We start from the raw sequence: 16,020 nt of genomic DNA, 5'->3' as shown, positions 1-16,020 counted from the left end.
GTTCGCCACCGCGACGTTCCACCGTCTCGAGGAGAGCTTCTTGCGCCTGCACCCTGTCGCGGCTGCCCTGACCTCGGCCGTGCTGCTGGCCTCGCCGCTCCCGGCGGCGTCCGCCGCCCCCGCCACGGCCGAGCCCGCACGCGCCACGGACGATCCCGCCGGCTACGTCAACCCGTTCGTCGGCACCGCTCCGGGAGGCACCGACTTCGGACACGGCGGCGGGGCCGGGAACACCTTCCCCGGCGCCACGGCGGCGTTGGGCGGGATCCAGTGGAGCCCCGACACGGTCACCCGCCAGCACGGCGGGTACGCGTACAAGGACAACCGGATCCGGGGTTTCAGCCTCACGCATATCTCCGGCGCGGGCTGCAGCGACTACGGCAATGTGCCGTTCATGCCGCTCACCGGCCGCCCGGACCCGGATCCCGCCGCGCGCCACGCCACCTTCTCCCACACCAACGAGGAGGCGTCGCCGGGCAGTTACGGGGTCCGGTTCGACAACGGCATCCGTACGCAGATCTCCGTCACCCAGCGCTCCGGCATCGCGCGCTTCACCTATCCGGCCGGCGACGCGCGGCCCGCCGGGCTGACGGTGGACGCGGGACGGGCCTTCAACCAGGCCACCGGGAAGATCAGCATCGGGTCGCGCACCCTGTCCGGCTACACCGACAGCGGCGGCTTCTGCCACTCCTCGAACCGCTACCGGCTCTACTTCCATGTCGTCTTCGACCGTCCCTTCGCACACACCGAGCCCCTGGACGGGAAAACCTCCGGGGCGTACGTCTCCTTCGCCCCCGGCACCCGCACGGTGACTGCGCGGGTCGGTGTGTCCTTCGTGGACGTCGCCGCCGCCCGCCGCAATGTCGCGGCTGAGCAGGGCAACCGCTCCTACGACCAACTGCACCGCGCCGCCCGTGACCGATGGAACGAGTGGCTGGGCAGGATCGCCGTGCGCGGCGGCACCGAGACCCAGCGCCGGGTGTTCTACACCGCGCTGTATCACGCGCTGCTGCACCCCAGCGCCTTCAGCGACACCGACGGCCGCTACCGGGGCATGGACGGCAAAGTCCACCGCACCCGGCGCGGGCATGTGCAGTACGCGGACTTCTCCGGCTGGGACGTCTACCGTTCCCAGGGCCAGCTGCTGGCTCTGATCGCGCCGCACGAGGCGTCCGACGTCGCCCAGTCGATCCTCAACCAAGGCCACCAGGCGGGGTATTTCGACCGCTGGACGGTGGCCAACGGCGGCACCCGCGTCATGGTCGGCGACCCGCTGCCGGCCATGGCCGCCTCGATCCACGCCTTCGGCGGCACCGACTTCGACGCCCGAGGGCTGCTGCGCGCGGCCGTGGCGGGCCGGCAGGACGACCGGCAGCGGCCGGGGCACCAGCAGTACGACACCCTGGGCTACATCCCGGCCGGCACCAAGGGCGTCTGGGGCAGTGCGGCCACCACACTGGAGTACGCGATCTCCGACGCCGCGCTGGCCCACCTGGCCGGACGCCTGGGCGACACGAAGACCCAGGCGGTCCTCGCCCGGGCCGCCGGCAACTGGCGCAATCTGTTCAACCCGGTCAGCGGCTACATCCAGCCCCGCAACGCCGACGGGAGCTGGCCGTCCTTCTCCCCCACCCAGCACGGGGAGTACGTCGAGGGCAACGCCGCGCAGTACACCTGGCTGGTGCCGCACGACCTGCCCGGTCTGTTCACCGCCATGGGCGGCACCGCCGCGGCCACCGCCCGTCTCGACACCTTCTTCACCCAGCTCAACGCGGGTGCGGACAAGCCGTTCGCCTATCTCGGCAACGAGCCGTCCTTCAACATCCCCTGGGCGTACGACTACGCGGGCCGCCCCGACCGCACGGAGGACATCGTGCGGCGGGCCCTCACCACTCTCTTCACCGACCGGCCCGACGGTCTCGTCGGCAACGACGACCTGGGCGAGATGTCGTCGTGGGCGGTCTGGGCCTGTCTGGGCATGTACCCCCAGGTCCCGGGGAGCGCCCAACTCGCCCTGGCGGGGCCGCTGTTCCCGGCCGCGACGGTGCACCGCGGCAACGGGGTCGCCCTCTCCCTCCTCGCCCCGGACGCCTCGGCAACGAACACCCACGTACGGTCACTGAGGCTGAACGGGCTCCCCGTCAACGGCCCCTTCCTTCCGGAAGGGGTGCTGACCTCGGGCGGTGTGCTCCACTACGGGATGACGTCCTGATCTCTCAGGCCAGGGTCACCTCGACGGGCAGCTTCTTGATGCCGTTGACGAAGTTGGACCGTACGCGCGGCACGGCGCCGGTCAGCCGGATGTCCGCAAGTCGGGGGATCAGTTCCTCGAACATGATGCGGATCTCGGTGCGGGCGAGCAGGTTGCCCAGGCACAGATGGGGGCTGCCCTTGCCGAAGGTGACGTGGTCGTTGTGCTGCCGGGTGACGTCGAAGTCGTACGGGTTGCCGAAGACCTCCTCGTCACGGTTGCCGGAGGCGAACCACATGACGACCTTGTCGCCCTCCTTGACCTGCTTGCCGCCCAGTTCCACGTCCCTGGTCGCGGTGCGGCGGAAGTGGTAGACGGGGGACGCCCAGCGCAGGAACTCCTCGACGGCCACCGGGATCAGGGACGGGTCCTGCTGCAGGCGGGCGAGCTGCTCCGGGTGCTGCAGCAGGGCCAGCATCGAGTGGGTGATGGTGTGCCGGGTGGGTGGTCTCGTTGCCGGCCACCACCAGCAGCAGGAAGTAGTTGTCGAAGTCCTGGGCGGAGAGCGGATTCCGTCACGGGGTGTGGTGTTGACGAGTCGTGAGACCAGGTCGGTGCCGTGGCCGCCGCGCCGCCGCCGGGCCAGCTCTCGGCCGTAGTCGAAGACTTCGAGCGAGGCGGGTGAGCGGAAGGGCAGGTCGCGGTACTTCTCGCTCTCGGCGCTGTGCAGCAGCACGTCCGCGTAGTCGGGGTCGGTGTTGCCGATGATCCGGTTGCCCCAGTCGATGAGCTTCTGGTTGTCCTGCGGCGGCACGTCGAGGAGCCGGGCGAGGACGTTGATGGGAAGTCGGCGGAGACGTCGGCGACGAAGTCGAAGCTGCCCTGCGCCAGGGCCGCGTCCGGCGTGGTGGCGGTCAGGCCGCGCAGGAAGTCGGTATAACCGTTGATCACGCTCGCGCCGAACTGGCGCTGGATCACACTGCGCAGCGCGCGGTGCCGCACACCGTCCATCTCCAGGATGGAGGCCCGCTTCTTGATCTGGTCGTCGTCGACCTCCTCCAGGTTGACGAACCTGGTCGAGGTGAAGGTCTGAGCGTCGCGGTCGACGCGGGCGATGTCCGCGTGCCGGGTGACCGCCCAGAAACCGGAGTTGGGCGCCTCCTCCGGCTGCCAGTGCACCGGGTCCTGGTGGCGCAGGGTGTGGAACATCCGCCAGGGCGTCACCCCGTCGGTGAAGTTGTCGAGGTCGGCGAGGTCGACGTCCGCGAGCGGCATCGGTTCGTCGACTGCGGTGGTCAGGGTCTCGGTCATCGGTGGCTCCCGGACGTCACAGGTGGTAGGCGTATTCGGTGAACTCCCAGTCGGTGACGTGCCGCCCGAAGCGTTCGACCTCGTTGCGCTTGTAGCTGAGGTATGAGGTGGTGAAGTCCTTGCCGAGCACCTCGGCCAGGGCGGTGTCCGCCTCCAGCGCGTCGAGGGCGGCGGACAGGCTCGTCGGCAGCACGGACGCGCGTGCGGTGTCGTAGCCGTAGCCCTCCAGCGGGGCGGGCGGCTCCTCCGCCGCCCGGACGCCGAGCAGTGCGGCGGCGATCGTGCCGGCCAGCAGCAGGTACGGGTTGGCGCTCGCGTCGCCGAGCCGCAGTTCCAGGCGGGCGCCCGGGCCGCGCTCGGGCGGGATGCGGACCATGGCGCTGCGGTTGTCGAGGCCCCAGTCGATCAACCAGGGCGCAAGGGTGTCCGGGCCGAAGCGTTTGTAGGAGTTGATGGTCGGGTCGGCCAGGGCGGCGAGGGCCGGGGCGTGGGCGAGGATGCCGGCGAGGGCATGGCGGGCGGTGACCGAGAGGCCGTGGGCGCCCGCCGGGTCATCGAAGGCGTTGTGGCCCCGCTCGTCCTCGCAGGACAGGTGGAGGTGGAAGCCGGAGCCGCCGGCGTCGTTGAAGGGCTTGGCCATGAAGGTGGCGAGCCGGCCCTCCTTGCGGACGAGTTCCTTGACGGCGGCCTTGAAGCGGAAGGCGCGGTCGGCGGCCGACAGGGCCTGACCCCCGGCATGCGGCTTGCCCGCGAGGAGATCTTCGGCCCGGTCCTGTCCGTCCTCACCTTCGACGACCTGGACGAGGCGGTACGACTCGCCAACGCCACCGAGTACGGCCTCGCCGCCGGCCTGTGGACCTCCGACCTGTCCACCGCCCACAAGGTCTCCCGGGCGCCGAAGGCCGGCACGGTCTGGGTGAACTGCTACGAGGAGGGCGACCTGACCGTGCCCTTCGGCGGTATGAAGCAGTCGGGCAATGGGCGTGACAAGTCCGTGCACGCCATCGAGAAGTACACCGAGCTCAAGACGATCTGGATCCAGCTGTGACGCGCCCCTTGATAGCGAACCCGGCGCGCTTCTCCGCCACCACCTCCGCCCTGCGGTACGCCGCCGAGGTCAACGCCCGCGCGCTGGTCGAGGCGGTGTGGCGGGCGGGCGGCGAACCGGTGAGCATCCACCCCGCGGACTGTGAGGTCGCGTCCCGGCTCGCACCCTTCGACGGCGTCCTGCTGCCCGGGGGCGGCGACCTGGCCCCGCACCGCTACGGCGCCACCGACACCCGCTCCACCGTGTACGACGTCGACGACCTCCAGGACACCTTCGACCTCGAACTCGCCCGTACGACCCTGCACTTGGGCCTCCCCCTGCTGGCGATCTGCCGCGGCCTCCAGGTCGTCAACGTCGCCCTCGGCGGCACCCTGCACCAGGACATGGGCGGCCCGGAAGGCGAGCACCGGCACGTCGTGCACCCGGTGGCGGTCGTGGCCGGCACCCTCCTGGAGCAGGCCACGAGCGCGCAGAAGGTGGAGGCGTCCTGCTACCACCACCAGCGGGTGGACCGCCCCGGCAGGGGGCTCACGGTCACCGCGCGCGCCGCGGACGGCACCGTTGAGGGACTCGAACTCCCCGACACCCGCGGGTGGTTCACGGCCGCTCAGTGGCACCCGGAGGACACCGCCCACGAGGACGCCGCGCAGCAGGGCCTCTTCGACGCCCTGGTACGAGCGGCCCGGTACGGACACTGATCTCTCACAGCCCCGGCGTCACGCGCGCAGCCGCCGCAGGGCTCGGGCCGCGGCGTGGGCTCCGCACATTCCGTGGGCGCCCGCGCCGGGCGGGGTGGCCGCGGAGCACAGATAGTGGCCGGGGACTCCGGTGTCGTAGGGCTGCAGGGTGAGGTGCGTTCCGAGGAGGAGCTGGGGGATGTCCGTGGCGCCGGTCATGATGTTGCCGCCGACGTGGTTGGGGTTGTACTCGGCGAAGCCGGGCGTGGTGCGCACCGCGGTGCCGATGATGCGGTCCCTGAAGCCGGGCGCGAACCGTTCGATCTGGGCGGTGATCGCCGCGGTGGCGTCGCCGGTGTAGCCGTTCGGGACGTGGGCGTACGACCAGACGGGGTGGATGTCCCCGGCCGACCGTGACGGATCGGCCAGGTACTGCTGGCCGACCAGGACGAACGGCCGCCGCGGCATCCGCCCGGCATGGACGTCCCGCTCCGCGGCCGCGATCTCGGCGTAGGTGCCGCCGAGGTGCACCGTGCCTGCCCGCCGTGCGGCCTCGGCGCGCCAGGGGACTCCGCCCTCGACCGCGAAGTCGACCTTGAACGCGCCCGGTCCGTAGCGGTAGCGCCGGTAGGCGCGGGCGGTCCGGGGCGGCAGCAGATCGCCGAGGATGTCGGCCAGCGCGGTGGGGGCCACGTCCCACAAGGTCACGTCCGCGTCCGGGAGTTGGGCAGCCGACCGCACACGTACCCCGGTCTCGATCGTCCCGCCGAGTTCGCGCAGCAGCGCCGCCATGGCGTCGGTGATGCGGCGCGAGCCCCCTTCGGCCACGGCCCAGCCGTAGCAGTGGCCCGCGGTGACGATGCCCAGGCCGATGCTCGCGGTCAGCGGCCGCTCCAGGGGGTGGAAGGCGTGCGCGGCGACCCCGCCCCACAGGCCCCTGGCCTCCTCGGTCCTGAACGCCTTCGCCAGCAGCGAGGCGGAGGCGAGCGCGGGAACACCGAAGCGGGCGAGGCGGAGCGGGTGCCGGGGCAGGCGCAGCAGCGGGCCCATGATGTCGTCGCCGAAGGTGTCGTACGCGGCCGACGGGCCCTCGAACAGCCGCCGCCAGGTCCGGCCGTCGGCGCCGAGACCGGCGGCGGTCGCGGTCACCGAGCGGTGCAGCACCCCGGCCGTGCCGCCGTCGAGCGGATGCACGCAGTCGATCTCCGGCCACGCCCACCGCAGCCCGTAGCGGTCCAGGCCGAGCGAGTTCAGGAACGACGAGCCGACGGCCATGGGGTGGATGGCGGAGCAGAAATCGTGCAGCAGTCCCGGCACGATCGCCTCGCCCGAGCGGGTGCCACCGCCGATCGTGTCGGCCGCCTCCAGCACCGTGACCCGCAGGCCGGCCCGGGCCAGGGCGACGGCGGCGGCCAGACCGTTGGGCCCGGCACCGACGACGGTCGCCGTACTCATCCCGACTCCTCCCGTTCGACCTGTCGCACATCGTTCGATACCTCTTGACGCCCCGTAGGGCGCCGATTGAAACTCTCGCAACACGACGTCACCTCCACGTAACACCAGGCCCGCGGCGAACGCGCTGCCGGCCCGCTCCCGCTTGCCCGCATTCCGCGTTTCCCCCTCATCAGCCGTGTCTCAGCAGGGAATCCCGACATGACGCACAGCGCACGACTTCGCGACCGCGCGAGACGCCTGGCGGGCCATCTCGCCGGGCTGACCGCCGCCGCGATGCTCCTGACCCTCGCCGGTCCCGCCCTCCCCGCACAGGCGGCACAGACGGCCGAGGCCTCCGGCCTCACCGACGGTCTCGCCCTCTGGTACAAACTCGACAGCGGATCCGGGACCACCGTGAGCGACGCCTCCGGCAACGGCCGCGACGGCACGGTGAGCGGCACCGCCGACTGGTCGGCGTCCGGTCAGGGCCTCGCCTTCAACGGCTCCGACACCTACATCAAGGTGCCGGACGACGTCATGAAGGGCATGGACTCGATCACCGTCTCCCTGGACGTGCTCCTCGACTCCGCGCCGACCACGCCGTACTTCCTCTACGGCTTCGGCAACTCCAGCGGCGGCAACGGAAACGGCTACCTGTTCACGACCGGCAACTCCCTGCGCACCTCGGTGGCGACCGGAAACTGGTCGACGGAGCAGACCACGAAGCCGTCCGACTCCCACAACCTCACCCGCGCGGTCTGGAAGCACCTCGCCTACACGCAGACCGGCACCACCGGCGTTCTCTACGAGGACGGCGTCGAGGTGGGCCGCAACACGGCGGTGACCATCAGCCCCGGCACGATCGGCTCCGGCACCACCACCGCCAACTACATAGGCAAGTCCCTGTACTCCGGCGACAAGCTCTTCAAGGGCCGCATCCGCGACTTCCGCGTCTACGACCGCGCGCTGGCCGGCTCCGAGGTCGAGCAACTCGCCCTTCCCGTCGACACGCAGGGCGTCGCCGACGACAAGGCGGCCCTCGGTCTCGGTGACACCGGCGCCGTCACCGCCGACCTTGACCTGCCGAAGACCGGTACGGCGGGCGGCTCCACGATCAGCTGGGCCAGCGACAACACCGCCGTCGTCTCGGACTCCGGCAAGGTGACCCGCCCGGCCGCCGGTTCGCCTGACGGCCACGCCACGCTGACGGCGACCCTCAAGAAGGGGACGGTCACCGACACCCGGACCTTCGAGGTGACGGTCCTGCCCGACTTCGACGACGCCACAGCCACCCGGCAGGCCGCCGACGCACTGGCCGTCCACAACCTCGACGACGTACGCGGCAACCTCACCCTCCCGACGAGCGGTTCGTACGCCACGCAGGTCGCCTGGTCCTCCGCGAACCCGGACGTCGTCTCCGCCGACGGCGTGGTCCACCGCCCCGCCCACGGCGACGGCGCCACCACTGTCGAGCTGACCGCCACCGTCACCAAGGGCGCGGCGACCGCCACCCGCACCTTCACCGCGCACGTGCCCGAACTGCCCGCCGAGGCGGCCCTCAAGGGCTACATGTTCAGCTACTTCACCGGCGAGGACACGGCTGACGGCGAGCAGATCCACAACGCCCTCAGCAAGGGCAACGACCCGCTGCACTGGCGGGAGCTGAACGACGGCAAGCCGGTCCTCACCTCCACGCTCGGTGAGAAGGGCCTGCGCGACCCGTTCATCATCCGCTCCCCCGAGGGCGACAAGTTCTACCAGATCGCCACCGACCTCAGGATCTACGGCAACGGGGACTGGGACGCAGCCCAGCGCACCGGCAGCAAGTCGATCATGATCTGGGAGTCCACCGACCTGGTGCACTGGACGAACCAGCGCCTGGTGAAGATCTCCCCCGACAGCGCGGGCAACACCTGGGCGCCGGAGGCGTTCTACGACGCGAAGCGCGGCGAGTACGTGGTCTTCTGGGCGTCGAAGCTGTACGACAACGCCGAGCACAGCGGCGACACGTACAACCGCATGATGTACGCCACCACCCGCGACTTCTACACGTTCAGCGAGCCCAAGGTGTGGATCGACCGCGGCTACTCGGTCATCGACTCCACGATGATCCAGCACGACGGGACGTACTACCGCCTGTCCAAGGACGAGCGCAACAACACCTCCTCCACCCCCAACAGCAAGTTCATCTTCGAGGAGAAGAGCGACTCGATCCTGGGCTCCTGGGACCCGGTCGCCGAGGGCATCGGCAAGGGCACGATGAGCGCGGCCGAGGGTCCTCTGGTGTTCAAGTCCAACACCGAGGACAAGTGGTACGCCTTCCTCGACGAGTTCGGCGGCCGCGGCTACATCCCGTTCGAGACGACGGACCTGGCCTCCGGCAACTGGACGCCGTCCACCGGCTACGACCTGCCGGCCAAGCCGCGCCACGGCACCGTCCTGCCCGTCACCCAGGCCGAGTACGACCGTCTGCTGCGCGCCTACCAGCCCGACCAGCTGGCCGAGAGCGTCGAGGGCGTCAAGGTGAAGACGAGGACCGGCCAGGCGCCGGTCCTGCCGGCCACCGTGATCGCGAAGTACGCCGACGGCGTCGACCGGCCCGTCGCCGTCACCTGGGACCACGTCCCGGCCTCGGCCTACGCCAACCCCGGCACCTTCACCGTGACCGGCAGCCTGCCGGACGGCACCGCCGTCCCCGTCCAGGCCGAGGTCACGGTGTCGGAGGAGGGCCCGGACGTCCCGGCCGACCTGCTTCTGCACTACGACTTCGACGAGACGGGCGGCAACATCGCCCACGACTCCAGCGGACACGGCTACCACGGCACCTATGTCCACACGCCGGACTTCGGCACGGGCGTGACGGGCGGCTCGTTCAAGATGTCGGGGGACGCGTCGAGTTCGCCGTATGTGAAGATCCCGAACGGGGTGCTGAAGAACGCCGGCAGCGTGACCGTGTCGACGTACGCCAAGTGGAAGGGCGGCAGCAGCTTCCAGTGGCTGTTCGGGCTCGGGCCCGACAGCAACAAGTATCTCTTCGCCACCCCCTCCAACGGCGGCTCCAGCCTCTACTCGGCGATCACCAAGGCCAGTTGGTCGGCGGAGTCGAAGCTGACGGCCGGCTCGCAGCTCACGCCCGGCGAGTGGCGGCACGTCACCGTCACCCTCGACGGCTCGACCGGCACGATGGTCCTCTACGTCGACGGCATCGAGGCGGCCCGCACGACGACCACCATCAAGCCGTCGGAGCTGTACGACGCGAACAAGGACTACAGCGGCTACATCGGCCGCTCCCTGTACTCGGCCGACCCGTACTTCGGCGGCGAGGTCGACGACTTCCGCATCTACGACCGCGCGCTGTCGGCCGCGGAGGTCATGGAGCTCAGCGGCAACACGGCGGGCATCGCGCAGGCCACACACCCTGATCTGAAGGTCGCCGCCGTCGTCGACAACGCGGACAGCAAGGTCACGCTGCCGATGAAGGAAGGCACCGATCTCACCGCACTGGCGCCGGAGTTCACCCTGGCCCACGGCGCGGCGATCAGCCCCGCCTCCGGCAGCGTGCAGGACTTCAGCAAGCCGGTGACGTACGAGGTGACGGGCTCCGACGGCAAGAAGCGCACCTGGACCGTGGCGGCGCTCGTCATGAAGAGCCCGGTCCTGCCGGGGCTGAACGCCGACCCGAACATCGTCCGCTTCGGCGACACCTTCTACATCTACCCGACGACCGACGGCTTCGACGGCTGGAGCGGTACGCAGTTCAAGGCGTACTCCTCGACCGACCTGGTCCACTGGAAGGACCACGGCGTCATCCTCGACCTCGGCCCGGACATCTCCTGGGCGGACAGCAGGGCCTGGGCGCCGACCATCGCCGAGAAGGACGGGAAGTACTACTTCTACTTCTGCGCCGACGCGAACATCGGCGTCGCGGTCTCCGACTCGCCGACGGGCCCGTTCAAGGACGCGCTGGGCAAGCCGCTGCTGAAGGCGGGGGACTTCAGCGGCCAGATGATCGATCCCGCGGTCTTCACCGACGACGACGGCCAGTCGTATCTGTACTTCGGCAACGGCCACGCGTACGTCGTGCCGCTGGGCGCCGACATGACCTCCATCGACACCTCGAAGGTCAAGGACATCACCCCGAGCGGCTACAACGAGGGCTCCTTCGTCATCAAGCGCAAGGGCACCTACTACTTCATGTGGTCGGAGAACGACACCCGGGACGAGAACTACCGGGTCGCCTACGCCACCGGCCCCTCTCCCACCGGCCCCTGGACCGAGCGGGGCGTGATCCTCTCGAAGGACCTCTCCCAGGGCATCAAGGGAACCGGCCACCACAGCGTCGTACACGTCCCGAACACCGACGACTGGTACATCGCCTACCACCGCTTCGCCATCCCCGGCGGAGACGGCACCCACCGTGAAACCACCATCGACAAGATGGAGTTCGACTCCGACGGCCTGATCAAGAAGGTGGTCCCGACACTCACGAGCATCGACCCGGTCACCATCGTCCACGCGGGCCCGGACGCCACCGGCACCGAGGGCGACGCCATCCCGCTCGCCGGCACCATCTCCGGTGCGGGCACGCCCAAGTGGACGGTGGAGAACGGCGCACCGTGCACGGTCACGGACCCGGGCTCGGCCCGCACCACGGTCACTTGCACCGACGACGGCACCTTCAAGCTAACCCTGACCGGCGGCCGCAGCACCGACACCACGACGGTCACGGTCGCCAACGCCGCCCCGTCGATCACCTCGGCGACAGGCCCGGCGACCCCGACTCCGGTCGGGAAGCCGGTGGTTGTCACCGCTTCCTTCACCGATCCGGGCACCTCCGACAGCCACACCTGCACCATCGACTGGAAGGACGGCACCGAACCGGCATCGGGCCGGATCACCGATTCCGGTGACACCTGCCGCGCCGAGCACGTCTACGCCACGGCGGGCATCCACCGCCCGGTGATCACCGTCTCCGACGACGACGGGGGCACGGCCGGCACGACGCTCCCCGAGGTGGTCGTCTACGACCGTGCCGCCGGTCCGGCGTCCGGCGCCGGCACGATCACGTCACCGGCCGGCGCCCTCCCGGCCGAGCCGGGGCTGACCGGCAAGGCGGCGTTCGCCTTCGGTGCCCGGTACCGAAAGGGGGCCGCCACACCCACCGGGGAGGCGGTGTTCGTCTTCGGCGCCGCCAAGCTCACCTTCCGCTCCACCGGCTCCGACTGGCTGGTGATCACCGGCTCCCGAGCCGTCTACCAGGGCTCCGGCACGGTCGACGGCCACGGCGGCTACGCGTTCCGCATCACCGCCACCGACGGCCCGGACACGTACCGCATCAGGATCTGGAGGAAGTCCACCGGCGACCTCGTCTACGACAACCAGGACGGTACGAGGGTCACCGGCACCGTCAGGATCGGAGACCACCGGCACTAGGTGCACACTCCCCGCGCCCCGGAAGGGGCGCGGGGAACTGCAACCAGTTCGGGCCCCGTGCCGACCAGCGGCCGGATTCCGTTGATTGACCGATCGATCCTGGTCACGAGTCTAGGGACGCAGCATGCTCGGAGCGTAGGCTGAGACACCATGGGGGAACTGCGTGCGGACTGGAGACTCAGGCTGCGGCGCGGGGGCGCTCATGGGCCCATCTGCGGGGCCGGCGTGCTCGTCGACCAGCACACGGCACTGACCTGCGCACATGTGGTGGACGACCCGGACGCCGTCATGTGGCTGGAGTTCGCGGAGAACAACGACCTGGTACCGGTGGCCGCACGCGTCCTGCCCGGCGGCTGGCTGCCCGACCGCGGCGAGGACGTCGCCGTACTGCGCCTGGACAGCCCACGCCCGCAGGCGCGCCCCGCCCCACTGGAGCGCACCCTGCACAGTGGCATGGAGGTGTACGCGACCGGCTACGCGGTGGGCTTCGACGAGGGCATGAGCCTGTGGGGCCGGATCAGCGGGGCCAGCGGCGATCTGGTGCAGCTCGATGCCGTCACCAAGGCGGAGGTGGTCCGCCAGGGCTTCAGCGGCGCCGGCGTGTGCACCGGGCCGCGCGAAGGACCTCCGGTGCGCGTGGTCGGCCTCGTGGTCAGCTGGCGCGGCGACATGAACGAGGTGCTGCCCGAGAAGAACCGGCTCGCCTTCTCCTATCTGATCCCCATGGAGCGCATCGCCGCACTCTCGCCGCTCATCGAGGAGTTGAGCCGCCCGTCCGCATGGGACCGCGACTTCGAGAAGCGGTCGATCCGGTGGTTCGAGGACCCGCACGAGGACCCGGTGAAGATCACCGTGGTGACACCGGGCAGCGGCAAGGACCGCTCGTTGCGCCATCTGCTGCACCGCGCCGACGTCGTCCATCGCGGCGGCGCCAGCAGACCGGACCTCGCCGACCACGCCCTGGACAGGGTCACCGTCCCGACCGGCGAGTACCTGGCGTACTGGTACTGGCTGCTCGGCCGCAAGCCCCGGCCCGGACGCGCGGCCGACCGGGCGCCCGTCCGCCCGGTCACGGTCCTCGTCGACGGCTTCGACGAGGAACCCGAGCCCGGCCCGCTGATCGAACTCCTGGTCCGATTACGGGTCCTCGGCGTCCGGCTGCTGCTCGTCTTCCGTCACGAGGGCGGCACCGGCTGGAACGCCGCCCGCGACCAACTCCTGCGGCCCGCGCTGCTCGGCCATGCGGACGCACTGATCACCCGTCTGCAGGCCGAGGAGTTCGGCCGCGCGATCCGCTGGGGCGTCGTCGACAGCGCCTCCCTCAGCCGTGCGACCGAGACGGCCGACCGGCGGCGGCACGAGCTCCGCGTGCTCGAAGGACTCACGGACCCGCACGAGCAACTGTCCCGGCTGCGCGGGCTGATCAAGACCGTGCGTGCCGATCTGCGGCAGCACGGAGGCCGGGGATGAGGGGCACCGGCCCGGCCCGGGCAGCGGAGGAGGGCATGACGGCCTGCCCGCACCGGCGTTTCAGCGGAGCCCCCTGCGGCGGCACCGTGCTGCCCACCGGTTACTGCTCCGACTGCGGCCGTGCGGAGAACGCCCCCGAGCTGCCCACCCTGCCCGAGAACCCGCAGGACCTGGGGCCCGACGAGCTCCTCGCGCTGCCCGAGCGCGTACCGCGCCCCCCTGCGGAACGCCTCATCGCCCCCGAAGCACCGCTGCGCATCACCATGGCCTGCTCGTCCGCCGAATGCGGCATCACCTTCGCCCCGCCCTACACCGAGGGCCCTGTGCCGATGGAGGGGCACTGCCCGGTCTGCGGCAAGCCCTACTCGTACCGTCCCGAACTCGCCGAGGGCGAGATGCTGCGCGACCAGTACCGGATCATGGGGCCCATCGCGCACGGCGGCCAGGGCTGGGTCTACCTCGCGCGGGACACCCATCTCGGTGACGTCGTCGCCGTCAAGGGACTGCTCAACCGGTACGAGCACGACGGCGCCCGGCTCGCCGACGTCGAACGCCAGAACCTCGTCGCGATCCGCCACCCGCGCATCGTCCAGATCCGCGACTTCGTCGCCCGCAGCGACGCCGACGGCCAGGTCACCGGCGGCTACATCGTCATGGACGACGTCGGCGACGGCACCCTCGAGAAGGTCGTCGAGGAGACCCGGCGCGGTGAGACGGTCCTCGACATCGAGCATGTCGCCGCATACGGCTGCCAGATCCTGGAGGCCTTCGTCCATCTGCATGCCGGCCGCGAACGGGTCTTCGTGTACGGGGACATGAAGCCCTCGAACGTCGTGCACCACGAGGACGGCGTCAAGGTCATCGATCTCGGCGGCATGCGCGAACACGGCCAGACCCGGCCCCCGGCCCATGTCACGCACCCGTACATGGCGCCCGAGACCGCGTACCTGCCGAGCCCCACCGTCGCCCACGACCTGCACACCGTCGGCGTCACCCTGCGGGAACTCGGCGGCTGGGCCGTGGACAAGGTGCCGGGGCTCGGCACCGCCTCCTTCTGGAAGGTCGTCGAGCGCGCCGTGCGGACCGACCCGGGCAAGCGGTTCGCCGACGCCCGGGAGATGGCCGGCCAGCTGCGGGGCGCGCTGCGGGAGATCCGTGCGCTGCGCGGCAAGACCGACCCGCCCGAGCCCTCCGACTACTTCCGGCCGTCCCCGCAGCTGCTCGGTGCCCGGCTCGGCACGGTCCCGGGTATCGAGCACTGGCTGGAGCGCCCCCGTCGCTTCCGTTACGAACCGCCGGTGGCCCCCGCCCTCGACCTGGGCGCACCCACGCCCGCCGAGATCGCCCGCTGTCTGCCGGTGCCGCGGCGTTATCCGGGCGATCCGCAGACCGCCCGGTTCGAGGTGAGCAGCGGCTACGACCCGGGCCGGCTCCTCGACCAGGAGGACAAGGAGCCGCGCTCGGTGGAGATCTGCCTGCACAACGTGCGCGTCCTGCTGGACCGGAACACGGAGGACGATCTGAACCGGGCGCAACTGGAGCTCGACACCGCCGACTCCATCCCCGGGCCGTCCGCCGTGCGCCGGTGGCGGCTGGAGTGGCACCGCGCGCTGCTCGCCCTGCGCAGCGCCGGCCTGCACGACGACCCCCGGCAGGTCGCCGAGGCCAGGACCCACTTCGCTCAGGTGCACCTCGAGCTGCCCGGCGAGTACGCGCCCAAACTGGCCCTCGCCTACTGCGGGGAGCGGCTCGGCGACCACCGGGCCGGGCCGACCGCCAAGGAACTGTACGAGGCCGTGTTCGCCCGCAACCCCGCGCACGGCGGCGCCGCCCTCGGCCTGGCCCGCCTCGCGCTGCGTGCGGGTGACCGCAGGGCGGCCCTCGACGTGCTCGGCCGGGTCCGCCCCGGCACCCTGGACCACACGGTCGCCCGGATCGCCTCCCTGCGCATCCGCGCGGCCCGGCTGCCCGGGGAGGGCGATCCTCCCCCGGAGTTCGTCCGGGGGGACCCCCGTCTCGCTTCGCTCGCCGCGCCCGCAGACGTCGACGCGGCGCTGGCCGAACTGGCCCGCCTGGTGCACCAGACACCGGGCGCCGGTGAGCCGAGCCTGTCCGAGGACGAGGCGCTCCGCCTGAGCACCGAACTGCACGAGTGGAAACTGGACGCCCTGCGCAGCCTCGACGACCGGCCCGGCCCCGCGGGAGGGGACGCCGGACGGCTGTACGTCCGCAGCCTCAGACGCATGAGCGCGGCGGAACGCGAGCTGCGCAGACAGCTGGAGTCGCACTACCGGCAACTGGCCGCACGCAACCGGGAGTCGGCCGCCGCCCATGAGCACCTTGTGGACCTGCTGCACGCGATACGGCCTCAGACCGTGTTCTGACGGGTCGACGTCCGACCGCACGGCAACGACAGCCCGAACGGCGACGAAGGGGAAGGAGCGGTGACGTACGGC

Annotated in this window: 6 protein-coding genes and 3 pseudogenes; 6 read left to right on the top strand and 3 right to left on the bottom strand. The window is 70.9% G+C overall.

Annotated features, from left to right (window positions below; translation table 11 throughout):
* The first annotated feature begins 40 nt into the window (after positions 1-40).
* Entirely contained in the window at positions 41-2,212 is a 2,172-nt protein-coding gene (locus tag AB0N07_RS09055; RefSeq protein WP_365833570.1) for a GH92 family glycosyl hydrolase, read from the top strand.
* 4 nt (positions 2,213-2,216) lie between these two features.
* Here AB0N07_RS09055 and AB0N07_RS09050 read toward each other — a convergent pair.
* A pseudogene (locus AB0N07_RS09050) lies at positions 2,217-3,502 on the bottom strand (cytochrome P450).
* 16 nt (positions 3,503-3,518) lie between these two features.
* Positions 3,519-4,241, bottom strand: a pseudogene (locus AB0N07_RS09045) (glutamine synthetase); the annotation flags it as partial.
* Here AB0N07_RS09045 and AB0N07_RS09040 point away from each other — a divergent pair.
* Positions 4,233-4,550 (top strand): annotated as a pseudogene (locus AB0N07_RS09040) (aldehyde dehydrogenase family protein); the annotation flags it as partial. The pseudogenes AB0N07_RS09045 and AB0N07_RS09040 overlap by 9 nt on opposite strands.
* Positions 4,547-5,248 carry a type 1 glutamine amidotransferase gene (locus AB0N07_RS09035; RefSeq protein ID WP_365833569.1) on the top strand — a complete coding sequence of 234 codons (702 nt, stop codon included), beginning with the start codon at positions 4,547-4,549 and terminating at the stop codon, positions 5,246-5,248. The pseudogene AB0N07_RS09040 and the gene AB0N07_RS09035, both read left to right, overlap by 4 nt.
* A gap of 18 nt (positions 5,249-5,266) precedes the next feature.
* Here the strand turns inward: AB0N07_RS09035 and AB0N07_RS09030 are convergent, their stop codons facing one another.
* Positions 5,267-6,682 carry an NAD(P)/FAD-dependent oxidoreductase gene (locus AB0N07_RS09030; protein ID WP_365833568.1) on the bottom strand — a complete coding sequence of 472 codons (1,416 nt, stop codon included), beginning with the start codon at positions 6,680-6,682 and terminating at the stop codon, positions 5,267-5,269.
* Between the two features lie 198 nt (positions 6,683-6,880).
* On the opposite strand from AB0N07_RS09030, the gene AB0N07_RS09025 reads away from it, so the two are divergent.
* The 3 genes from AB0N07_RS09025 to AB0N07_RS09015 all read left to right on the top strand — a co-directional run bounded on the left by AB0N07_RS09025 (position 6,881) and on the right by AB0N07_RS09015 (position 15,948).
* Entirely contained in the window at positions 6,881-12,094 is a 5,214-nt protein-coding gene (locus tag AB0N07_RS09025; protein WP_365833567.1) for a family 43 glycosylhydrolase, read from the top strand.
* Positions 12,095-12,244: 150 nt separating this feature from the next.
* On the top strand, positions 12,245-13,564 hold the full coding sequence (locus tag AB0N07_RS09020; protein ID WP_365833566.1) for a serine protease: 1,320 nt from the start codon (positions 12,245-12,247) through the stop codon (positions 13,562-13,564).
* Between the two features lie 35 nt (positions 13,565-13,599).
* Entirely contained in the window at positions 13,600-15,948 is a 2,349-nt protein-coding gene (locus AB0N07_RS09015; RefSeq protein ID WP_365833644.1) for a tetratricopeptide repeat protein, read from the top strand.
* The last annotated feature ends 72 nt before the right edge of the window (positions 15,949-16,020 follow it).

The sequence above is a fragment of the Streptomyces sp. NPDC051172 genome (assembly GCF_040682555.1).
Lineage (GTDB): Bacteria > Actinomycetota > Actinomycetes > Streptomycetales > Streptomycetaceae > Streptomyces.
Note: the sequence above shows the minus strand (reverse complement) of the source record. Positions and strands in the feature narration are given on the sequence as shown.

Excerpts from the sequence above, each read along its gene's own strand:
- AB0N07_RS09030 (WP_365833568.1), bottom strand. The coding sequence starts at position 6,682 with ATGAGTACGGCGACCGTCGTCGGTGCCGGGCCCAACGGTCTGGCCGCC.
- AB0N07_RS09025 (WP_365833567.1), top strand. The coding sequence starts at position 6,881 with ATGACGCACAGCGCACGACTTCGCGACCGCGCGAGACGCCTGGCGGGC.
- AB0N07_RS09020 (WP_365833566.1), top strand. The coding sequence starts at position 12,245 with ATGGGGGAACTGCGTGCGGACTGGAGACTCAGGCTGCGGCGCGGGGGC.
- AB0N07_RS09015 (WP_365833644.1), top strand. The coding sequence starts at position 13,600 with ATGACGGCCTGCCCGCACCGGCGTTTCAGCGGAGCCCCCTGCGGCGGC.